This is a genomic window from Lacibacter sp. (assembly GCF_035299325.1).
GTDB lineage: Bacteria > Bacteroidota > Bacteroidia > Chitinophagales > Chitinophagaceae > Lacibacter.
Map to the genome: position 1 here is coordinate 42,697 of NZ_DATGWT010000015.1, position 23,428 is coordinate 66,124.

Consider the following 23,428-nt stretch of genomic DNA (forward strand, 5'->3'; position numbering starts at 1 on the left):
TTAATGGATAGCCGAAGCAATAATAATAGCTATTGAAAGCATAAAGAAGCCAGCCAATAAAGCCAGGGCCACATTTTTGTTTTCAAGAATTTCTTTACGCAGGTTATGTTTTGGCGTAAGCAGTTCAACCAAAATAAATGCAACCAGTAAAATACCGATGCCTAAAAAAGAATACACAACTGAATTGATAAATGCCTGTGACATAGTTGTTGTTTTTAATGTTATTTATGATAACCCGGACCACTACTGTTCCATTGTTGTTGCGCTGAAGAAGTAAACATGCGTCTGCCAGTAAGATCATGGTAAAGCATTAAGGTGGCAGCGACAATTAGGATCGCAAGAAGCCATCTGAATTCATGAAGAAATGATCCTCGTTTAAATAATTTATTCATCATCGTAAGTGTAATTTGAAAAAGGACTATTACGCCAGCGTTCTTTTTCAAAGATCTGGCCTATATAAAATGTTATTACCGCCCATGCAATAATCGCTATAATTGGTATAAATACATTGCGTGGTGTTTCTATATCATACTGAGCAACCACACTAACGTAGCTGATATTCATATCGCTTGCATCTCTGCTTGCTTGTAACTGCAGCTTATAGGTTCCTGCAGGTATTGCTGTAAAGTATGCTTCTGACGATGTTGAGCCTTCTGTCCAGGATTCACCTTCACTATAACCATAATAATATTCTATTCCTTCTTCGAGTGAATACTCTTTACCTGTCACTGTATTAACCAATGTAGCACTGACTGATGCCCAACTATTACTTACCGGTGCATTGATGGTAAGTTTCAGATTACTACTAGCCTTATTAAACTCAAGGTTTTGTGACACATCCGATGCCTGGTTCGTGGAATCAACAATTTCCAACCTTCCTTCATATACCAATTTGTTTTCTAAAGTAGCAGCATATAAACTATGCATCAAAATAAGTATCAACACCCCAAGGAATGTTGCAATGGCGAGTTTAACCGGATTTTTATAACCGGTGGGTTGAACAGCCCCGGTACCTATACGATAGGGAAGTTCGTAAGCAAGCAGAAGTGCTTCTTTGATTTCCCTTTTACTGATGTGCCGACCAAAAAACCAACGGATACCTTCTTCATTATCTTTTTCCTTGATCCAAATCTCCGGTGGAGAAATAAACTCTTTTACTTGTGTGTCCTCATTATTAAAAATATCATAAGGAAACTCACCCGCAGCAGTAAGTACTTTGTAATGATATCGGTTAAAGATGGTAAAAGGTTCTTTAGCGTATGTAAAATCACCGATAGATTCAGCATAAAGCACCGGTGTCTCAGCCTGTTCTCTTAAAAAAGTCCAATGTCCATCGAATTCACTTAAGAAAGCATAACCATGTACATCATTGTATAATGTATACTCCCGCCATTTAGAATGATAGCTGTTCTTCTCTTCTTTTTGTGCGCAACCAACAACTTCCCAGTTAACGCCATCGATAATACCTGTAACACCAAAATCAAACTGTGGCGTAAACTCTTTTTTTCGTTTAAAGACTTTTGTAAACCCTTTAACCGGCAGGTAATGATAACCTGTACCGCAACGGGTGCATGCACAGCTTAATGCATACGGGAATGATTTTATTATGATTCTTTCCGGGCATTCGCTGCATTGGAAACTATGTCCGGCTTCTCCATTTACTTGCCTCAGGTTTGCAAGTTGCAGATCCTCTCTTTTTACAGAACCAACTTCGAAAGCCTGTATCGTTTCAGGGTCCCATTGAATGATGCTGACCTTTGTGCCGTTATCTGCTGCAAAATCATACAGCTTCATATCTTTTGGAATAGCAGGCATTTGCACAGCTCCTTCTACTTCTGCTTTCCAACATTCATTCTTATTAATAAAAAGATAAGGCTGCTCTCCCTTTAAATTAGGCTTATTATCAACCCTAATTTTCTTCAGCTTATCAGCAGTAAATGGCGTTACTGTTGTATCAGGTTTTAAGAAAGCATAAAAACCATACCCTTCCTCGAGATACCAAATTGTTCCGTCGCTAAATAATGCAGTCCAATAATTTAGTACTGCCTCTCTGCACCATATGCGTACAACACCGCTTAATGTAAATGCTTTGTTTTGCCATACACCGGTTGTACCTGGTTGCAACTGACCAATGTTCCTTGCCAACTTTGTTAGAAAAGTAGCCTTCACTCCATCCTCACCAACAAAAGGAACTTCCCTGCAATTGCATACCCACACATTTAGTTTGGCTGAAGCTAACTCTGTTGTTGCTCCGCAAGCCGGACAGGTATGTCTTATTGTGATGGAATTGTTCATCAGCGGATGATTGTTTGACTGTGAACAATATCACCAACGAAAAATGATTGCAATGCATCAAATATCTGTTGCACAGCACCATCGTTACTTCGTTGAAAATTGCTGAGATAAATATCCAGGTTCACTCTACCGTACTCGGGCCAGGTATGTAATGAGAGATGGCTTTCGCTAAGACAAACAACCGCAGTGAAACCTGCAGGTGAAAAATTATGATAAACTTCACCCAGTTTTTGCAACTGATGTTTCTGAATTAACTGATCGATGAGTTCTTTACAAAGCTCATATTTCTGCAGATTAGCAGTGTGTGCAGTGTTTAATGTGGCAATCAGGTGCTTACCCGGTTGGTAACTCATAAGCTGAATCTGTCTTCGAATGGTTGATTAGAAATTAAAAATAGGGGATTCGTAAATAATTTTTGCTCCGCATGAAAAAAAACTTGTTTCTGTATTTAAACGATGTCGCAAATAGTTATCCTTCCGGTTTCCTCTATTAATGCCAACTGGTTTCTATTGTTGCCCTGTAAAACACCGACAATTGAGGCGTGCGTTTCAAATTGCTGAAGCAGTACAGGTTCATAATCACTATCTATTTCAAATAAAATGGCCCGTCTTTTTTCTGCTAACACAAACCGTGTTGCTGATATAAATACGATCTGGTTGGGTATAAAATCCTGTGCAAACACTTCTCCGTGCAAGTTTAATTCTTCTCTATCCGGTTTGGTTACATAACAGCCTTTGTTAGTACTGATTACCAGGTAGAACTCGTGTATTGGATCTGGAGCTGCCAACAATCTCACACCTGTTTCAAGATCATGTGCATACCCATTTCCAAATTCAGAAAAAGAAATGATGTGTTTATCACTAAACGTATAATAGTGCCCATCCTTGTAAATAAGATTTGCATTCTCTGAATTAAAGGAAACCCTAAAGTTTTTGGTTTTGAATCGAATAGAAGTCGATTTTTTTAACAACCCCTCATTACTGTATTGTTGAAGAGTCAGCTCACTATTGATCTCACTTAACAGATAGCTATACCCGTCTTCTCCTATTAATGCAAGTGCCTTATTATTTTGAAGCCAAGACGGACAAGAAATATGAACTGTTTCGGTGAAGTATTTATTCTTTGGCAGATCTTTCTTATTAACGACAAGACCTTCAGATGAATGTAAATAAACCTTATTAGTTTGATAAGGAGAATGAATGAATGTAAATCTTGTATGATTCTTTACAGGTTGAGACCAGGAATAGTATTCAAGATTCCCGTACCAATTACCACGGGCCATTTGCAGGTGACCATTTTTCGAGCCAATTGCAAGAAACTGATTTCTGTGTGATATAGCTTTCAACCATTTAATACTCTGATCTAAATGCAAAAGTTTTGAATGATCTTCCTGGAAGGTTTGTTTCTTGTTGTTGGTAATATACCGGCTGGCATCTGCGCCAATTAAAAGATCACCAGGTACAAATCGTTTTAACGAATGCAGTAGCTGAACATTTCCTTCTTCTGCTTCATCGTGAATAATTTTATAGGCGATATTTTGCACTTTTTCTTTCACTGCTTCATCTGCATGCTTTTTATTTACGTATTCCAGTACATTCAATAAGCCTGGTCGCTTATACCTGGGCAGCTCCTTTGTATAAATAAGTCCAACTATTTCTTCCGTACGTTTTGCTTCTGTAACGTGAACTATATCAAAGAATTTTTTAAGACAAGGCTCGTATTGATTCGTATTATTCCATCCGTCCAACAATATTATTTTTGCCCGTTCCGGCTGATCCATTTTCTCATACATCACACGTGATGCATCGAGATAATCACTGTTTTTTAGTTTTGAAATAATTGCCTTTTCATAGTACTGCTCAGCATTTGAGGGTTGATTGATCTTCATAAAAAGATCAGCCGCCTTCTCGTCCTGCTGCAATTCCTTATAAAGTTCAATCGCTTCCGTATATAAGCCTCCCCTTTCAAGACAGGAAGCTGCAGCCGAAGTATTTTTCAGGTGATCTTTATATAAGGCTGCTGCTTCCCGATACAGATTACCCTGTTCCAAAACATTCGCTGCTGAAGAATAATCACCCATCAAATGGGCATAGATGTATGCAGCTTTTTTAAAATCTCTTTGCTCAATTTGTTTTTGTGCTGCGCTCATATACTTCGTGCGCAAATCATAATAACGATCTCCAAGATTCCAACCATCTACAACATCTCCTCCTCCTAATTTACCTAGGTTAAATTTCAACGGGTTTCTTGTAAGCCTGTCAGAAACAGATTGACTGCCCCTGTTTAAATAAGGTGAGTTAAGAGGTATTGCATATTGCAATGCCTCATCCGTATTTTCTTCAAACATGTTTAAGAGACGATTGATCTCACGATCTCTTTTCTTCTGCAGCTCATCCATATTCCTGTGCAGCCAACTTTGCAACTTTTGTAAAATTCCCTCACCCTCGTAGTTATTTGAAGAACTACTCTCCGGAATAATTTTTACAACAACTTCAACAACAGAAAAGATTCCGGTAAACAGGATGAGTTTTATTTTATCCAGGAATTTTTCGAAAGCCGATGGCTGCTCTCCCTTTTTTAACGGAATTTCTTCCAATGGTTTTGGTTGAATTGATTCCTTGATCGCATCAATTATTTCCTCCGGCGTCATTTGTTCTACCAATATCTGGTTGAACAAAATCCGATCAGGTATTCCGGGATGAGCAAAACTCCAATCAGTTTGCAGGTTTTGTTCATAACTGAAGAGGTCTGCGAGATTTACTTTATCCTTCTTCTCAAAGCCGGTTAAACCAATGGTTGGATGAAACACCTGTAGCTCCCATAACAAAACAGATCTTAATTCCTCGTTACGAATTTCTGGATAGAGTCTTGTATTTGCCGGAATAAAAACATATTGATCAATGCAATAGTATGGCTCCAACAGATCAAGTTTTTTACAAAGAGCAGGATTTTTGAAGACAACAAATAATCCTCCAACATCTGTTACATGAATCGATTGAGGGAGTATGTAACAATCAAGCTCACTTACAGGAACGTTCCATCTGCCGATTTCGAGCATCCATTGCTTCACATCATTGCCCCGAAGAAATGCAGCTGCAACAGGCTGATGTAATGATTCAATATAGTGTAACTCTAAAATCATGCAGATATGATGCGATTAATAAAAGGTTGCAAATAGTAATTATAGAATGATTCAATTGGAATAACGGTGTCTTTATCATCATAAAAATAGCCTGATCCAGAAAGGTTGCCGTCTGAAGTCCAGGCGGCAGTAGCCCGATTTATTACTAATGCTATTGAAAACTCTGAAATACTACTATCAGAACTTCTCAAATGCAAAAAGCCTCTTGTGTCAACAACTGCTTCACTTCCATCCTTCCATATAAACTTCCTGAATCGTATTCGCTTATTTGAAAGAGGTCGATAATCTGTTTCATATTCTTCAGCATTGTATATCGGAGAAGGCTTTTCGGGTATTAAATTTAATTTAATAGTATTACTATTTGAATCTCTATCAATACGATGATTACCTAAACATATTCTGTTCGCTGCATCTATATAAATATTGTGAAATTTAGTAAGTATATTATCTGTACTAATTCTATAGAAAATATTTGAAGCTGGTTTATCCATTGATGAATTTCTTTCAGCTATGCTATCAAATATTTTTTTTGATTGCATGGAAATCTCCCAAGTCTTACAATTAAGACAGGAATAAGAGTCATAATGTTTTACATAGAAGGAGTGATTATCGAAAATTATTTTGTGAGCAAAAAATACCTTTTCTACTGATTTCTTTTGAATGAGACTCCCACTTTTCAAATCGAATGAATAAGCCCAAATTCGTTGGCCTTGTTTTTCTTGAAGCATTACATATCCAGTATCATCTTGCCTTAATCCAAAGGTGTACGTACCGTCTTCAATAAAGTTCAAAAGTTCTTTACCTCCCTTTTGTTCACTTTTCCTAAACACCAGCCTGTTAGTTTCGTTCACGAATATTGTACCCGTGTCTGCCCTTTGCTCGCATTTTTCACGAGAGCTATTTACCCGGACTATTGGGAAATAAAGTGGAGCAATATCCTGTTGAACAAACAGTGGCAATTCATCATTAGCCTCGGTTCGATTTCGTTTCTTGTCATCAGAAAAGAACAAGATCTTTTCAAGATCAAAATTAGCAGTACTTAAAAGCTTGGTTCGCCCGTTTGAACAGGAAAAGAATTCGAGTTTACCAGAACGGCTTACAAATAACAAATAGCTCAGCGAATCTTTTATGGCAGAAAATGATCGCTGAAATGAAGGCTCTTTTACTGACTGCTCATCTGTAATGAGTATATATTCATTTTGTTCAGAAGCAGGTATATCTTTTATAATTGCTTCAAGAGCCTCTCCACAATGCATAGCAGGATCAAGTGTTTCCAATGTTTTGATAATATGCTCTTTACTATCTAATCCTGTTTCCTTGTATTTACTACCACCTAAAACATATGCTTCAATCAACTCGCCATGTTTGCTGTTTTTAACACAGGCAAGCGCTGCCGACAAAGCAAACACCCTGGGCATACCCCACATTTTAAGTGTACTGTCAAGTAAAATCGTTCGTTGCCGTTTAGGATTATCAGGTGGCTCCTCTCTTCTGAAGTAGAGTGCTTCATTATTAACCAGCCTTGCCATTAATAACAAATCATCATGCGCAAGTTCACTTAGTAATAGTTTATCATAATTACCTCTGTTTGTAATATCGGATATACCGCCATAAGATTGATCACCGCTTCCCTGTGAATGCATTGGTATTTTTAACGCAGCTACAATATGCTTTGCTAACCGTACAAGTGAAGCAGTTTTAGGATCATCAGATAACTGGTCAAACAAATCGCCTGATACTGGTTCGGGAATTCCAATCTTTAATGGTTCAGGCAGGTGATAGACTCCAGCAGTCAATCGTAAAACAAGTGAGCCAGAATTAGGAAACAATCTGCCGGCTTCAATCAACGGATTCAGCTCGATCAAACATTTTGTTCGTGTTATTTTGTCTCCCGGTTGAAAAATCAAATGATCGATCCGTCCGCTGTTTAGTTCATCAGCCGCTTCACGCAAACTCGCTCCTTTCATTACAAAATTCTGACTGCTGAACACTTCCTGTAGTAAACGGGCGCTCTGCTTTCTTTCCCGTAATTCTTTCGGGAGTTTCACAACAACATCCAAAAACGCTAATGCTTTACGAATAGATTCTTCAATTTCTTCATCGCTAGGCTCATTACTTCCTTTTGGCATTGACTTTACAATACCAAGTAAGATACCAGCCACTTCGCTCTCGGTATAAGAATCCATGGTTGCTGACAGCAATAACAAAATAGTTCCTAATGGAGCTGAAGCCGGAATAGCTGCTTCTTTTAAAATAAGAACCAGTTCATTGCGATGACAGATCGTTATGCCATGTTTCCATTCAATAAAATCTCCGCCTTCTGCCCATTGCCAGAAGTAATTCAATGGTGCCTGAAAATAATGTTGTGTATTTGTAACAGCTTTTATCATGGAAGAGACCTTGCCGGATTGGTTAATCGAATTGCACTTCGTTTTGCTTCTACAAAAAGACTTTCATCAATCAGCTGCCATTCGTTGTTCGTATTAAAAAGAATCACTCCTTTATTACCAGAGAGAATATTGTTATTCAGGAAAGTGCTTACAAATGGAACTTCAAAGTCATATCCGCATGGGAGAAGAATATTATTATGCAACCAGTATTCTTTTCCCGGTAAGGAAGGCAAAGGGTTGCCAATGACCAATACTTCACTAGTTACTGAAACTGCAAACTTTAATACTGCTAATCGTACAGCAGACGCAGATTCTGCATACTCTTTCCAGATTTTTAAAGTGGTGAGTACTGCATTACCACGTCGTTCAACAATTGACTGAATTAATTTAATATCAATCTTGTGGTTTGTTTTTCCAGGCAAATTCGAAACCGGAGCTTCAACAGGAATAAATTCATTTATAGGTATCCATTCCATTTCTTTTAAAATAGCTACCGGAGTTACTGCATCAGGAAGGAATAATTGATTCTTTTCGTCAAGTGTAAATGTGCTTTTTACAGGAAGCTGTTTCAACTTGCTATCAACGCCTGAATTATTGTCAACTACACGAATCCAAATATCATCGCCATCCTTTGCTGCAAATACAGAATTAAGGCAACGGATATTTCCCAACGAAACTTTATCACGTTCATGTAGTTTAAATAGAATGTATCTCATAAGCTATATCAGGCCGAGTGAATTATTTTTTGCCATAAAGCATCAATCGGTTCCTGCACAAATTTTCGTTGCACTTCATTGCTGATCCATTCGCAACGTCCATTCAAATAACGTAACCTGTCTTTAATAATAGTACGTTCTGCTAGTGCCAAAGAAACATCGTCCCACTTCTCTGTCATGTCCACAACCTCTTTATAAATTTCATCAGCATTGGGTATTGCTTGTAATGATGCACGTGGATGTTGACTTGCGGTTTCTTTATCAGCGGATACAACTGTATTAACAATACCTGCAATTACTTCCTGCTGCTCCTCTGTATCCCAGATATATCGCATCACCCACATATCCGAAGGAATTGCTTTTGTTCGCTTGCATAATAGTGCGCTTGCAGCAATCAACCTTTGAAGTTTTACTGCCCGCCGATCACTTACCTGCACACCGGCATTCCGCAACATTTCAACCAGGTTAATATAAGCAGGGCGTATTTCCTGGAGATCAACTAACCCGATCATTGACTGAATATCAAAAATATTCTCTGCAGAAATTTCAGGCTTGTCGGCCATATCCTTCTTTTCAAGTTTCCAGCCAGCCTCCAATACATTATTCAATAAAGCAGGATCAACATAATCGCAACGAACACGAATAAGAAAACGATCGAACAAAGCAGCCAGTGCTTCATCTTCGGGCAAATGATTACTTGCGCCAACGATCATAACTACCGGCAATTCTCTGTTTTCTCTACCTCTGCGAAATACTTTTTCATTCAATACCATCAAGAGACTATTCAGAATAGCGCTGTTGGCATTCAGTAATTCATCTAAGAATATCAGGTTTGCTTCAGGAAGCATTCCCTCCGTATTCGTTACAAGATCACCCTCTCTCAATTTTCTAATATCAAAAGGACCGAACAACTCATTCGGTTCTGTAAACCTTGTGAGCAGGTATTCAAACGATTTACCATTGATAAGTTTTGATAACTCACGAACCATTGCGCTTTTAGCTGTACCGGGAGGACCAAGAAGAAAAAGGTTCTCACGACCTGCCAGACAAATGCCCATTAAGTCGATAATATCATCTTTACCGACAAATTTGTTTTTCAGGTGATGGAGAATATGATTGAGATGATCAATTAGCTCAAATTGTTTTTCAGTGGTAGAATTCATTACGCCATTGTTTGTTGTGTTGTAAAGCCGGGCCAAAATAATTTGATCTGTTCGCCGGCGGTTTCATAAATATATTTCTCAAGTCCGAATTGCTGTACTCTTTTTTGATCTTTTTGTTGAATGATGCGATCGATGTATTCGGTCTTTAAACTTTTATTGGAAAGAATGACATCATGTTCAGCCAGGGATTGCTCAATTTCTACTCCCACAGATGAGAATGGCCATTGTGCTGCTATCTCCCGAAGCTTTTTTACCAATACATCTGCAGGGGCTAATCCTTTTGCTAATTCAAAAAGATTGGGAAGGGAACGAAAAATCAAATCAACTGAATAGATGACAGATGGGTTTATGTCACCTCTAAATGGTTTTAGTTGCTCCTCAATTATTTCTTCTCCTGCATCACGCATTACAACTAAATGAACAGCGTGATAAAAATAAGTTGCAGCCCAAAGAGCAGATTCTTCAGAAAAATCCGGAACGGGTGCAGGCATATCCAACACATCTTCATGATACATCTGCTGCAAAATGATTTTGGTTGCATTGAGTTGTTCTTCATCTAACTCAAGCGGCTGATTTGTTACGCCAACCTTCCCTTCTGTAAAAAGTGATTGTATAAATTCTGCTAGTCTCATTCCTGCTTAAAGCATAAAGATAGACAGAGTGACTTAATCTCTATTCCTTCCCTTTTCATTTGGATACAATTCTGGCAAGAAATCACTCTGCCAAAACTGTTTTGTATCAACATCAAGTATTGTTAGCGGACCGGTAAATGCTGCACCTGTATCTATATTCCACACGTTACAGCCCTGCATTGGCACAGTTATGTTGTAAGCAACAGTTGGCGTATGGCCAATATAGATTTCTGAAAATAATTTCAACCGTTTCGGAAAAAGAAGAGAATCTTTTTGAATCCTTTTATCCATGGTTAAGGCCATTTCCCAAAGTGTTCTGTCCCAGGTGAAGTTTGTTGAGTAGAATTCCTGCTCAGGTCCATGCATGGATGTGAAGCCAGCATGAATGAATAAGCGGTTCTGTTCATCCACATGAAACATTTTCGTTTGCTCAAAGAATTGAAGATGCCTCAATCGTTCTTCTTCACTAAAGCCATCATAACTTTGCCTTGTTTCTTCACCGCCATTAAATAACCACCTGTTTTCTGCTGCACCAGTTCTCAGCCAACCTTCAGTCCACGCATCATGATTCCCTTTTATAAAAATGCAAGGTTGCTCCTTTGCCAACTCAATAAGGAATGCAACTGTTTGTGCAGATTCGCTCCAACCATCTACATAGTCACCGAGAAAAATCAAACAGTCATCTTTTGTTACAGCTGCTTTTTGCAACACCTGTTCCAGAGCTTTTAATGCGCCGTGTATATCACCAATTACTAATGTCCTTTTCATACTTAAAAGCGAATGTATTGAACCGGCACTTCATCTGTTAGCCAGACTTCGTTTTCGGATAAATAAAATTTATGCCCGTCAGCATACATCTTTGCTGATTCAATAGTGAGAATAAATGGCTTGCCTCTTCTGCTGCCAACATTAACAGCCGTTTCCATGTCTTTGCTTAAGTGCACATGATGACGCTCCATCTTTTTCAATCCATCTTTTCGTATTGCCTCTACAAATTTTTCAACGGTCCCGTGGTACAGTAATTCGGGAGGCTGCACTTCTTTCAAATTCAGTTCAACATCTATGCTATGCCCCTGATTTGCACGAATCATTGTTTTGTCTTCATTAAAAACAAAACGTTTTTTATCGTTTGTTTCGATGATGGTATTGATCAGTTCAAGTGTTACATCTGCACCCGTTACATTCATTTTATCGATCAGTTCCTGCACATCTGCCCATCCATTTTCGTTCAGTTGTAAGCCAATCGTCTCCGGTTTATGCCGAAGCACAAGGCTCATGAATTTGCTTATCTGCTTAAGTTGTTTTTCCATTTTCTAGATCTTTAAATAATCACGCACTTCCATTAATGCAAATCCCAAAAGGTTAATGCCTTTCCATTGAAATGGATTGCTTGCTTCGCTTGCATCCTGGGATAAACCAATGCCCCATATGACATCAGCAGGGCTTGCTTCTACAATTACTTTATCTCCAGTGTACAATAGAAACTGTCTCAGTTCCTCATCTTGCGAAAACTTATGTTGATTCCCTTCAACAACAAGTGCATAAGCGGAAGCTTTCCAAATGTCTGCATCAAAATTTCTCACTTCTCTTCCAAGAGCTTTAACAACAGCTGGCTTTTCTGTAATAACGATCTTTTGAAATATCTCTTCATCATTAAACAGTTTAGCTTTTTGTGCCATCATCCAATGTTCCGCAGTGGCATAAGTAATTCCATCAACAACAAATGCAGATGGGTACCATTGACTGAAACAGGATTTATCAATTACTCCTTCTTTCTTCGGTTTATGTCCCCAAAAGAACAAGTAATCGAAATGCTTCGACTTTTCGATTTCTGATTGGAGCCATTGGATGGAATACTTCATAAAGGTGTTTTTAAATCGGTTCGTTATCAGACTCTTCAGAAAAAAGAGTAGAAAAAAAGTCGGTGTTTAAATTTTCAGTGAAAAAATCCTTTGCAAACTTATTTTCAATCTTTAGATTCTCCTCTTTAACACCAATCTTATTTATTAATTTACGTCTAAGAGCTTCTTCATCTTTCTTGTCATCGTAATAAACATTAACAAGCAATTTCTTCTGCTTATCAAGACGAAAAGAACTAATTAAATTGTCATTTATATGCTGATCTAAAAACCCATATCCACTAACAACTATTAATTCCGCATCAATACAAGCTTCTCTAAAAGAATAGAAATAAAATAAATACGGATCATAAGATTGAAGCTTATTTTGGATTCCAAATATTATTTCCATATTCAATGGATCAACTGAAGTTGGAGAATCAGCATAAGTAAGTCTATTTTCTAAATCCCGCTTCCAATCAAGAGATCCATGAAGTTTGTATAAAAAATAATTGACTTCTCTTTCAGATGGTTCATAAAGTCTGTAATCCCATTCTTTCTTATCATTAAAACCTCTTTCTAAAACAATCCCCTCGCCATTTACATTATCTTCTACACACATATCATAATTCAAAGAGAATATTCGCAAAGGATAATTATACCCTGTTCCCATCAGGTTTTTATAGTAACTAGATGTTTGTCGAAAATCATCGGGCATTAACCATTTATTCTTTAATTGTGTCAATATTTTCTCTTTAAATTCTTGAGCAAGGCTAAGCTTACTACCGCCAGCAACAGCATGTAGCTCTTTTTCCCAACTACCAATAAATGGGTAAATATCAATTTCCTTTTTTGAGATTTTAATAATGCTATCAATCAAGCCAACAAGGTTCTCGATATTAAAAAATATTTCAGATCCGTTTGTTCCTTTTATTCTCTCTAAATGATAATGCGAACTATGTATGTAGTTATATAAATCTTTATATTGACTCCATTCTACTTCGAGTAGCTTTTCGATTTCACGAATCATTTGAAATGAATTTTTCATTCCAGCATCACAGCTAGCTCCAGCGCCTAATAATACTATCAGTTTACCATCAGCAAAATTCTTTTTCATATTATAAAAACCAAGGTTTTAAGTTATTGATTTCAATATGTCCTAATTTGTACTCGTTAAATTTGCTTATGAATTCAGCAATTCGCTCGCAATAAAATATTGAAACTGGAAGTTGTTTTGATTTAAACCCTCTCCAATTAGCCCCAGATAAATTAATACAATCCTGTAATAGATTTTCTTTTAAATTCTCATCACTTAACCAGTTGGGATTACTAGAAAACCAGAATTTTATTGTTAAGGGATTACTGTAACGCTTGGCTATTTTGGGATTATTATATTGCAATCCTTCAAACCAAACTAGAAACTCATCTTTTGCTAACTTAATGTAAGTACTCTCGAAAGGCACAAGCCCATTATTGTCGTAATCAAACCCAAACAAATCTGCTTTGTTATTAATTACAAGAACATTAAGCTCTGTATCAAGTGGTATTTTTTTAATTACTTTTTCAAACACTTTAGACTTACTTAGTCGAACCGGACTATGAATAGTTACTTGCTTATACCCAGAGCTATTAATAATTCGAATAATATTATTAGCTAGGTTTGCATAGTAATTATCATCGCTCTCAACTCCTTCACTTAAAACTTGAATATCTTTAAACAAACCGCTTGAATCCGTTAAAACAGAATAAGCTATACTTTTTTTAACAATGCTCTTGGTCTCAAGCATTTCGATACTATAAGACTGCCCGATACCAATAATTAAGTAATCTTTTGATGCCGGTACCATCTTCCAAGGTTTTCCTCCAGCTTTTGAAAAAATTTGCAGCGCTATATTGCTCAATGAGTACTTAACCGAATTATCATTTGCAAGTAATTCTTTTGTTACTATCTGGCAAGCAATGCCAGCGCTAGTAAATTTATGTTTTAAGAAGTAGTACAGTCTGTCGCTTTCTGCGTCTAGACGATTCTTAGTAATAATTATTGGGATAATATTTTTACCTGATTCTTTTATTTCGTTTATCTGTTCCGTAATCGTTTCATTATTAAAGTCTTCAAGTGTTACACCCTCAATTCGTTCGTTCGTGAAACTTAACTTAAAAAAAGTACTCATGCCGCTAAATTGACTAGGAAATGTATCTCCTCGTAGTCCTTTTAGTAATCTAACACCATAATCCCTATCTTCTTTTAAGAAAATAAATCTGAAAAAAAGCTCACCAGGAATTTCCTGAAGTGGACCAAATCTGTTTAACCCCAAAAAGGCCGAATTTGATTCGCCTTTGTTTTTAAATACATAAGTCTTCTGATTTAAAACACTTCCTTCTAAAAACTGCAAATCTGATGTCAGTTTTACTGACAAAGAATAATTTATAAGAGGAATATGATTTTTAATAAAAGCTTGAATATAAGAGTGTTTAAAAAGATAAAAATCAGCATTACTATAACCCTTTGAGTTCAATGAACCACTTGCTATCAAAATGTCTTTATCAACTTTGACTTTATTGTTTGCTTTAAAATCCTCCGATACAATAAATTGAAATCCTACCAAAACTCCCCACAGCTTTTTTGATTTTAAAAAGTAAGGCTCAATCCACATACACTTTTTACCTTTTGGATGAGGCTCAATTTCAAAATGCAATCTTCTATTATAATCATTATTTGGCTTTAGAATAAAAAAGCCCCTGACGGATTTTGATGCTTGAAATAGGTTTTCATAAATGCTTTTACTAACAAGACCTACTTGACTATATTGTGCAAGTCTATATTCTTCATAACCTTCCAAGTTAACTGGGCTAATTTCATATTTTTTTGACACCCCATTTTCCTGAAAATCATAATAAGAAAACTTTGTTTTATCAACAACAGCTCCTGCTATTTTCCTAAATATAGTAATCCCAAAATCCTGCTGTTCAAAAGGAAGAAAATTTAATGCTATTTTTTTCATACTTAAATTTAAACTCTATATTATCAAATTTTGTCGTGTTATTTATTTTCAACACAACTCTGTCATTACTCTGCCATGATTACTTCGTTCGATCTTTGTATTCTCTCTCGTATTTCTCCCAATGTCCATTCCTTTACCAAATTACCATCTTTAAACACTGTTTTCAATTCACTTTGCTGTTCTTCCTCCCAGCCTACTTTATCGATCAGCACATAAGAACCATTTTCTTTTTTAACCTGTAATAATCCTGTTGCTGATTTTTTTGTGCCATCATCTGTAATAGGGTTTTTAAATATTTCTCTTCCTTCTCTACCAATCACCACATAGGTTGCTTTCATTGCTGTACCAAATGTATCACGTGTATTATATTGATAGGTATAACTTCCAATACCAAATACAACCTGTGTGGCAAAACCTTTCGCTTTCAATCCTTCACAAATACGTGTTGCACGATCGATATTAATGCTATCACCATAAATAGCACCAATATGAGCATCCAGTAATTTAAATCCTTTCGTTGTAATCGTTCCGCCAAATACATCCCACAACAGTTCAACCACTCCCTTCCGCTCAACTTCTGTTTCTCCATCAGGGTTACCACAAATGATTTTTACCGGATCTCCACTATCAGGCCGAATCACCACTTTACCATCACGACTTAAAACTGTTTCTTTTAACGCAGGAAGATACTCTGTACACACTTTCCATAAATCCCAGGTATCGCTAACTATACTTACAATACCTGAAGGATACACTTCTGTAATTAAGCGTCTGAATGTTTCCAGCTCGCCATCTTTACTACCACTGCACATTACACTATGTTCTGTTGCTGCAACACTACCACCAATCAATTCTGCATCAGCATTCGCATTGTAATATTGTTCCAGTGCGTCGATAGCTGGAATGGTATCAGTACCGGTAAAACTTAACAAGTGCCCCATACCACTCAACACTGCTGTTTCCAACGAACTCATCCCTCTGAAAGAGAAATCATGTCCCTGCCATTGTACAAACTCCATTGGCATACCCGTTTCTTCTGCATATTTATTCAATAACTTTCTGTAAGTATATGCAATGGTTGCACTGGTACAAGGTTGCCAAATAACAGCACTCAATAACGTTTCCAGAAAATTTGTAAGCCAGTAAAACTCTGCCTTTGTATTTACAATCGTTAAGCAAGGAACACGCATCGGTACTTTACTCCCTTCGGGCAATGCTTTTATTTCAACAGGTAAATAACCTAAATCATGCAAAGCTGAAATATGTTCGTATGATGGCAGGTGTGTGCCTAAAGAAGTAACGATTCTCCGCTTATACTCCGCCATCACTTTTTCTTTTGGTTGTTCAAAAAAGTTTTCATTGAAATAAGTGATCAAATACTCTTTCATGAAATATTGCAAACCAAAGAATACCATTTCATCCACTCCGTTAATACGACTCTTGCGTGGAGTAAGATTGCTATAAACCAGTTCAGTTTTGTCTGGGTATTGGAATACGTGGCCAACTTTATAGTAATCGGTCAATAAAAAAGGATTCGTTTTCATGTTTGTTCTTTTAGAAAGTTGTTTTAAATGGTATTACCTGAACAATAGGTGAATTATACTCCTGCTGATAACTGTTGCTTACAATGATCTGATCAAACGATTTCTCCAATTCTGTAAACCCTTTGCTGAAGATGCCGTGTGTAACGATCAATGTGAGATGTGCAGGCTTTATCTGCTGCGCAATGGCAAGGAAGGTTCCACCACCATCGCACAGATCATCAATGATCACGCAATTTCTGTTCGTGCATTTTTCAGGTTCTATTACCTGTAAGCTGATTCGTCCGTTATTCAAATCACGGGTTTTATTACAGTAAACAGTTTCAACGAGATTGCTATTCCAGCCCGCATAACTGCTGATTTTTTTTGCAGCGCCTTTATCCGGACAGATAAGTATTGCGTTCTCTTTTGCATAAGATTTTACCAATACTTCGTTTATGATGTTGACTGAATTATGAATCAATTCCAGTGAAACTTCGGAATGAACATCGTACAAGTAAACTTTATCAAACTGCATATTGTTGATCAAATCAGCAATTATTTTCAAATCGAAACTATCTCCCGGTAACATCAAGCGGTCATATCTGGCGCCCATGAGATAGGGAATGATCAGATTCGCTTTTTTAGCGTTTACATTTTCAATAGCATTCGCTGTTTGTAATAACTGAAGTAACACTGTGCTATCTGTAATTGAACAGATGACAGTAACCTCATCGTCTTTATTAATATCCTGAATAATAACGTGGGGTTGGTTATCTGGAAACACAAACCGTTTTAAACCCCGGTTATTATTAATATGAATTGTTTTCATTTTGCTTAATTAATAAGCAAATTTAATACGGCTTACTGAAATGGCCAAATTTTGCTTCATTTTGAAGCAAAATAATTTTAGGCCCCTTCCAACTGTCTGAATAATTATTTCCTTTAATTTGTCGTAAAACCGGAATGTTATGGGCTTATTTGATTCATTGTTTGGCCGAAATAATAAAAAACAGGAAATACCAGATGATAAGCATCTTCTGGAACAAGTAGAAGTTGCCCCGGGAATTGTACTTCCAAAACTCTTTGCCGACCACTGGCCTGCAATAGAAAAAGCAGCCATTCCCTTTGTTTCGATTAAGGCACTCCCAAAAGATGACCTTGCACTGGAAGAAAGCAAATTTGGTCATTATCCCTGCATGCCATTAAATTTTGAGTACCCGAAAGATAGCCAAGGAAGATTCATGTATCCACTTGCACAAATTAACTGCAGTGATATCCCTCATTTAGAGGGTTATCCTCAATCAGGCTACTTACAGTTTTATATTTCCGGGTTTGATGATGTCTATGGTTTGGATTTCGACGATCAACAAAATCAAAATAATTTTCGTGTCATATACTTTCAAGAGAATGAAGTTGAACAGTTTAAAGTTGATTTCTCCTTTCTTGATGAAGTAATGCACAGTGATATGCTGCCTGTATTTAAGCCGCATGGCCTTGCATTTTCGAAAAGCGTTGAATATGTGGGTTTACAAGATGTGCATTACGACAAAGTTGAACCGAACCTGCATAATATTGCCAATGCCAATCCTTCTATTCAAGATGATTTAATTGAAATGGCTTATGATACATTTACTAATAATGGTCATAAGATGGGTGGCTATGCTTATTTTACACAGGAAGACCCCCGCAAATACAAAGAAGAATTTGCAGATTTTATTCTGTTGTTTCAATTAGACTCCGACGATCACATTATGTGGGGCGATGTGGGTGTTGCCAACTTCTTTATTCATCCGGATGATTTGGCAAAAAGAGATTTCAGCAAAGTGATGTACAACTGGGATTGCAGTTAAAGAGATGCAATTTCCCTTTCTATATTTTTCTTAGCCGATTCTTCATACTTTTTATAAAAGTGCTCGGTTTTAAAAATCCGATGCATGGAAAGGAAATGCTGCAAAGCTTTCTTTCGTCCAGGCTTGTATAACAGATCAGGATAGATCGCATACTCCTTCCGAACGTTGGAGCAATATGTATTGTATGTTTCCCAATCTTTCCCAAGAATACTTAAATCAGCATCGGTAAAAAGATTCACATCTTCGTCATCAGATAATTGGTGAGACTTTGTTGCAAGTATCAACTTATTTACCTGATCAATTAACGCAGCTTGGCAATTGAGTTGTTGTAAATGCGTATTTGCTAACAATGCACTTTGTTCCTCATTATCTTTTCGATGTGCTTTGTAAACAACGTCGTGATAAAAGATTGCTAATACAATTGCATCCCAATTATTCACGATAGTTTTCAACTCTGTTAACTCAGCAAGAAGATTTTCTAAATGCTTGAGGTTATGGTAATGTCTTTTCCTACCCGAATAATTCTTTTCAATTTCCAACCACAACTTTTGCCGTAAATCAGCATCGTTGGTATATTGACTGATTAATGAAAGAAAAAGCTCTTTAAGCATAGTGTGCTGATTAGATTTCGAAGTGAAAGCCTTCCTTCAACAATTCTTTGTACCGCTTTTGATTAAACTGGTACATTTTACTGGGGCGGCCTTTGCCTTCCGACTTTGATAACTCGCCTGTTTCTTCTAGAAAATCAAAGGAGAGTATTTTCTTACTGAAGTTTCGTCGGTTAATTTCCTTATCCAATAAAGCTGTATAGAGTTTCTCCAGATCGGAAAAGGGGAATTTTTTATCCAGTAGTTCAAAGCCAACCGGCTGATAACGAACTTTTGCACGCAAGCGCTCAATGGCCACCTGCAAAATTTGTTTATGATCAAATGCCAGTGTCGGCAGTTTTTTAATGCTGAACCATTTTGCATTTTCAGCATCCGTACTCGCTTTCAATTCCTGGTATTGCGATGCTTTCACCAATCCAAAATAGGCAACTGCAATAATGCGTTGACGGGGATCACGTTTGGGTTCACCAAACGTATATAACTGTTCAAGGTAGTTGACCGTGATACCTGTTTCTTCTGCCAGCTCTCGCTTTACTGCTTCTTCCAGGCTCTCATCCTCCAATACAAAACCGCCGGGGATAGCCCAGCTGTTTTTGTACGGCTCATATTTACGTTGAATCAGTAGCACAGAAACACCATCTTGTTTTGAATAACCAAAAACAATGGCATCAACAGCTACTTTTATGACAGATGATTTATTTTGCATACAATCAAAGCAAAATTACATGTATTTAGTGATACCCGGGAGACACCAATTGATTACACAGTTTCAATTCGACTATTTAACTTCTTTAATACAGAACGGTCTTTCTCATGCGAAAGATGTTAATGGAAACGAATTACAAATATATGAACCAATTGAAGCGATCATCTTTCCGGTTACATCTGCTAATCACTCTAACACAAGACGAAACCCACTTCCATTTTATTTGCGGGCAATTTCGATTGAAGCAATGGCTGCTGAGTTAAATATACCCGTTTACATTTATGGTATTGACGATGTTGGATCCCTTTCCAATTTTGCGAGCTACACACTGAAACGTATCAAACATGAAAGTGATGGCAAGTTTGATTGTACGCCACAAAACAGCTTGATCGTTTGTTCAACACCTGTTCTGCAATTATATCAGTCACTTGGTTTCAACATCCTACCTGCTGAGCTGGCAGATGTCACAAACTGGAAATATCATTCTTTAATGCCTTGGGATATTGTAGAGCAAATTGCTGCAGCCCCCTACTGGACCGAAGATGAATCGATCAAAGCAGCCATGCATCACTCTTCCTACAATGTTTGGAAAAAGTATGGCGTTGGTGAAAAGGTTAAACTCCTGTTTACCGATCATATGATTGGAAGCGATGGTGATTTAACTGAGACCAGGGATTACAATGTATACGTTCGGCAGATGGATGATATTGCTGAATTAAAATATCATGACACTTCTTCCTATGTTCAACCAGGACGTATTGGTGATATTGGCTGTGCGGTTGGCAGCTGGATGAAGCTTGCTTGCAAAGATGAGCGGTTAAGAGAAAGTGATTTCTATGGTATTGAAGTCAGCCGGCATTTATATCAGATCTGTCAGCAACGAAAAGAGAACGGAGAGTTTCAAAATCCGTTTGTGTTCTTCTCCCAGAAGAATGCGGTTACAGGATTAGTGTATGAGCAAGGTTCAATGAATACAATTCATACTTCTTCACTTACACATGAAATTGAATCGTATGGAAGTCGGGAGGATTTATTGAAGTTTATCAAAAATAGATATGAAGAACTTGCGCCAGGTGGAGTATGGATTAACAGAGATGTTGTTGGACCAAAAAACAAAGAACTGCAAGTGTATATGTGGCTTAATGATGAGGATGGCAGTAATACCGATCTATTTTCACAATTCAACGATCGAAATGACTTATCACATTTTTTACAATCACTTTCTACTTATGCAAGATTTCTTCGCTTTGCAAAAGACTTTAGGAAAAGGGAAGGCTATATTGTAAAGTTTGAAGAGGTTACTATTGAAGAAAAATCCTATATCAAAACATCATTACGCAATGCTTCAGAATTTTTGAGCCGGAAAGATTACACTGATAACTGGGAAAGTGAAATGCATGAAACGTTTTGCTTCTGGGATTTTGAGGAATGGAAAAATCATTTAACTGAAGTAGGATTCCGGATACATGAGTCCTCATCCTCCTATACCAATGACTGGATTGTAAAGAATCGTTGGGTTGGGAAAGCAGATCTATATATGATGAATGAAGAAGGTTTGCAAAAAGTTGCTTATCCCGAGACAACGATGTTGTTGATTGGGGTGAAGTGATATGAGTATACCTCACTAATATTGAATCCTTGAATCTTTGTTCGTTATAAATTGTTCACGATCACTTTCAACCGGCCCAACTTCGTATCCAAATAGCCATAGTACTTGATTCACTTTATCCATGTGCAGTGACTTTTTACCTTGCTCAAGATCACGGACAAATCGAAGACCGACCCCTGCTTTGAGAGACATTTCAAATTGTGTAAGATTTACTTCCTTTCTTTTTTTCTTTACGAATTCATTTATTTTCATAATACATAATCTGAAGTAAATTTAGAGAGGAAGATTATAAATTATACCTGATCGGGTATGAAAATTGAAGTAAACAACTCGATTATACCCGATGGGGTATAAAATAGAGTTACTGAACTTCTTTCCTTGTTCATTGAAGAAAAAGTAAACAAATACGAATCAGCATTTAAAACTATTGGCAATATGCTGTCTCTTAGATATCAAGTTGGTTATAGATAATTTCAGCTGTCTGGGTCGGCAAAAGTCCGGTCGTATCAATCTGGTACTCAGATTCATGTTTTACCTTTAAAACATCCCCGTTCAATTTTCTACAAATTTCAAAGTCACGAAATTCATCTTCAGCCCGAAGGTCTAACCTTCTTCGCAACTCATCCTCTTCTGCATATAATCCAAAAATTCTAATAGAAACATCTTTGTTAAGATGATAGAGAGTGTCAAGATATTTGTCAATCTTATTTCCACTAAAAGTATCAACGATAATTACCGGACTAAGTCCTAATTTAAGAAACTCAGAAACTAATCGTGTTGAAGCTTTCAGTATATTAATATGCTCCTCTTGGTTCGTCCAATCTACTGAAATTACCATCTTGCGCAAAGCATCTACCTCCATCTTTACGCCCTTCGGGAAGAACTTTGTGAGACACTTTGCTGATTGTGATTTTCCAGAGGCCGGAGCTCCTCGAAGGATTATAATATCAAGTTTTTTATCCTGTATCAATTAAAAAGAAGTGTTTGAGGTTTATTACATGACATGTTTTTGCATGGCAGATTGCACGTCTTCATAATCTTAGAAACTTGAGTTGAACGCTTAGTACACAGTATTTCAATTATATCTTGCTTGGCGATATTACCTAATGGTTCTTTTGCCAATGGAATTCTGCGATGGTCGAAGCATTTTACTACATCACCATTTGGATAAATGCAAATATTTTTTCTTGCCGCACACGGTGTTTCATTATCGTAATTAACTATTTCAGTTGACGGATTAGTCCAATGACCACCAAAATCTTGGTAAAATTGTGTGTTGTGTTGAATATTATGCTGCTTACAAAACTCAATAACTTTTGGAATCTCATTTTCAGTCTGTTTAGATAATACAGATTGAATTCTTAACTGATCACCTAAAATTTGCTTTGCCAGCATGATCTTTGGCATGACAATATCAAAATTATTTCTACCTCTGAATTCGTTCCATTTCTCCTTTTCAACAGAATCAACTGAAATTACAAGAATGTGGCCAAGCCGCTTATACCTATTTAAAAAATCCTCATCAAGGAACCTTGCATTTGAAACTATCACCATTGGAACGTCTAACTTTTTTGCCTCTTCAGCAATCAACATTACATCCGCTTTAAATAGAAGTGGTTCACCCCCAGTCAAAGTCACTTGATATAAATTATGATGAAGTCTTCTTAAGCAGTTAATGAAGTAGGAAATCATTAGATGCTGGTCATTGGATTCAGGCCTTTCCCAAATCCCGCATTTTGGACAACGGTCATTACAACGATTAGTAATCATGTAAATCAATTCATTGCCCTTTACTCCGTAAAAACGCCTAATAGGAGTTTTATGCCATCTGTAAATACTCCACTCGATAGTCTTTAAAAAAACAAGTGGCGCCACTAAAAACGGGTTCTTCACTCGCTTTACGAAAGGTCGCATTTCACCAATGTAATCTTGGATTACGTGCGAGATGCCCTGT

At 37.1% G+C, this 23,428-nt stretch carries 22 protein-coding genes; 2 read left to right on the forward strand and 20 right to left on the reverse strand.

Features of this window, described 5'->3' with window-relative positions; translation table 11 throughout:
- The 15 genes from VK159_RS09595 to VK159_RS09665 all read right to left on the reverse strand — a co-directional run bounded on the left by VK159_RS09595 (position 1) and on the right by VK159_RS09665 (position 17,530).
- Positions 1-204 carry a DUF350 domain-containing protein gene (locus VK159_RS09595; protein ID WP_182802588.1) on the reverse strand — a complete coding sequence of 68 codons (204 nt, stop codon included), beginning with the start codon at positions 202-204 and terminating at the stop codon, positions 1-3.
- A gap of 180 nt (positions 205-384) precedes the next feature.
- A complete protein-coding gene (locus tag VK159_RS09600) occupies positions 385-2,295 on the reverse strand; it encodes a DUF4178 domain-containing protein (RefSeq protein ID WP_324229916.1) in 1,911 nt (636 codons plus the stop codon).
- A complete protein-coding gene (gene speD / locus VK159_RS09605) occupies positions 2,295-2,648 on the reverse strand; it encodes an adenosylmethionine decarboxylase (protein WP_324229917.1) in 354 nt (117 codons plus the stop codon). The genes VK159_RS09600 and speD overlap by 1 nt, the downstream gene beginning before the upstream one ends.
- 95 nt (positions 2,649-2,743) lie before the next feature.
- Positions 2,744-5,437, reverse strand: a complete 2,694-nt coding sequence (locus VK159_RS09610) for a hypothetical protein (protein ID WP_324229918.1) — start codon at positions 5,435-5,437, stop codon at positions 2,744-2,746.
- Entirely contained in the window at positions 5,434-7,827 is a 2,394-nt protein-coding gene (locus VK159_RS09615) for a hypothetical protein (protein WP_324229919.1), read from the reverse strand. Before VK159_RS09615 ends, VK159_RS09610 begins: the two co-directional genes overlap by 4 nt.
- Positions 7,824-8,543: a hypothetical protein gene (locus VK159_RS09620; protein WP_324229920.1), complete on the reverse strand. Its 720-nt coding sequence runs from the start codon at positions 8,541-8,543 to the stop codon at positions 7,824-7,826. Before VK159_RS09620 ends, VK159_RS09615 begins: the two co-directional genes overlap by 4 nt.
- 8 nt (positions 8,544-8,551) lie before the next feature.
- Positions 8,552-9,706, reverse strand: a complete 1,155-nt coding sequence (locus VK159_RS09625) for an AAA family ATPase (RefSeq protein ID WP_182802595.1) — start codon at positions 9,704-9,706, stop codon at positions 8,552-8,554.
- The gene (locus VK159_RS09630) at positions 9,706-10,338 is read right to left on the reverse strand and encodes a hypothetical protein (protein ID WP_324229921.1); all 633 of its coding nucleotides are present in this window, start codon (positions 10,336-10,338) and stop codon (positions 9,706-9,708) included. The genes VK159_RS09625 and VK159_RS09630 overlap by 1 nt, the downstream gene beginning before the upstream one ends.
- 33 nt (positions 10,339-10,371) lie before the next feature.
- Complete coding sequence (locus VK159_RS09635; RefSeq protein ID WP_324229922.1) at positions 10,372-11,106, reverse strand: metallophosphoesterase family protein; 735 nt, start codon at positions 11,104-11,106, stop codon at positions 10,372-10,374.
- 2 nt (positions 11,107-11,108) lie between these two features.
- A complete protein-coding gene (locus VK159_RS09640) occupies positions 11,109-11,648 on the reverse strand; it encodes an RNA 2'-phosphotransferase (RefSeq protein WP_324229923.1) in 540 nt (179 codons plus the stop codon).
- A gap of 3 nt (positions 11,649-11,651) precedes the next feature.
- Complete coding sequence (locus tag VK159_RS09645) at positions 11,652-12,200, reverse strand: NADAR family protein (protein WP_324229924.1); 549 nt, start codon at positions 12,198-12,200, stop codon at positions 11,652-11,654.
- 10 nt (positions 12,201-12,210) lie between these two features.
- Complete coding sequence (locus VK159_RS09650; RefSeq protein WP_324229925.1) at positions 12,211-13,293, reverse strand: SIR2 family protein; 1,083 nt, start codon at positions 13,291-13,293, stop codon at positions 12,211-12,213.
- A gap of 1 nt (position 13,294) precedes the next feature.
- Complete coding sequence (locus tag VK159_RS09655; protein WP_324229926.1) at positions 13,295-15,178, reverse strand: Piwi domain-containing protein; 1,884 nt, start codon at positions 15,176-15,178, stop codon at positions 13,295-13,297.
- A 65-nt stretch (positions 15,179-15,243) separates the two neighbouring features.
- Positions 15,244-16,722, reverse strand: coding sequence for a nicotinate phosphoribosyltransferase (locus tag VK159_RS09660; RefSeq protein ID WP_324229927.1), 1,479 nt, complete (start codon positions 16,720-16,722; stop codon positions 15,244-15,246).
- Positions 16,723-16,732: 10 nt separating this feature from the next.
- Positions 16,733-17,530: a ribose-phosphate pyrophosphokinase-like domain-containing protein gene (locus VK159_RS09665; protein ID WP_324229928.1), complete on the reverse strand. Its 798-nt coding sequence runs from the start codon at positions 17,528-17,530 to the stop codon at positions 16,733-16,735.
- 139 nt (positions 17,531-17,669) lie between these two features.
- On the opposite strand from VK159_RS09665, the gene VK159_RS09670 reads away from it, so the two are divergent.
- Positions 17,670-18,551, forward strand: coding sequence for a YwqG family protein (locus VK159_RS09670; RefSeq protein ID WP_324229929.1), 882 nt, complete (start codon positions 17,670-17,672; stop codon positions 18,549-18,551).
- Here the strand turns inward: VK159_RS09670 and VK159_RS09675 are convergent.
- Both VK159_RS09675 and VK159_RS09680 read right to left on the reverse strand, forming a co-directional pair.
- Positions 18,548-19,162, reverse strand: a complete 615-nt coding sequence (locus VK159_RS09675) for a hypothetical protein (RefSeq protein ID WP_324229930.1) — start codon at positions 19,160-19,162, stop codon at positions 18,548-18,550. The two genes, VK159_RS09670 and VK159_RS09675, sit on opposite strands and share 4 nt — an antisense overlap.
- 10 nt (positions 19,163-19,172) lie before the next feature.
- The gene (locus tag VK159_RS09680; RefSeq protein ID WP_182802606.1) at positions 19,173-19,865 is read right to left on the reverse strand and encodes an NUDIX hydrolase; all 693 of its coding nucleotides are present in this window, start codon (positions 19,863-19,865) and stop codon (positions 19,173-19,175) included.
- Between the two features lie 19 nt (positions 19,866-19,884).
- Here VK159_RS09680 and VK159_RS09685 point away from each other — a divergent pair, with 19 nt between their 5' ends.
- Positions 19,885-21,474, forward strand: coding sequence for a transferase (locus VK159_RS09685; protein WP_324229931.1), 1,590 nt, complete (start codon positions 19,885-19,887; stop codon positions 21,472-21,474).
- A 15-nt stretch (positions 21,475-21,489) separates the two neighbouring features.
- Here the strand turns inward: VK159_RS09685 and VK159_RS09690 are convergent, their stop codons facing one another.
- The 3 genes from VK159_RS09690 to VK159_RS09700 form a co-directional block, all read right to left on the reverse strand.
- Entirely contained in the window at positions 21,490-21,726 is a 237-nt protein-coding gene (locus tag VK159_RS09690; protein ID WP_324229932.1) for a helix-turn-helix transcriptional regulator, read from the reverse strand.
- A gap of 193 nt (positions 21,727-21,919) precedes the next feature.
- Positions 21,920-22,444 carry an AAA family ATPase gene (locus VK159_RS09695; RefSeq protein WP_324229933.1) on the reverse strand — a complete coding sequence of 175 codons (525 nt, stop codon included), beginning with the start codon at positions 22,442-22,444 and terminating at the stop codon, positions 21,920-21,922.
- Complete coding sequence (locus tag VK159_RS09700; protein WP_324229934.1) at positions 22,441-23,388, reverse strand: radical SAM protein; 948 nt, start codon at positions 23,386-23,388, stop codon at positions 22,441-22,443. Before VK159_RS09700 ends, VK159_RS09695 begins: the two co-directional genes overlap by 4 nt.
- Positions 23,389-23,428: the final 40 nt, after the last annotated feature.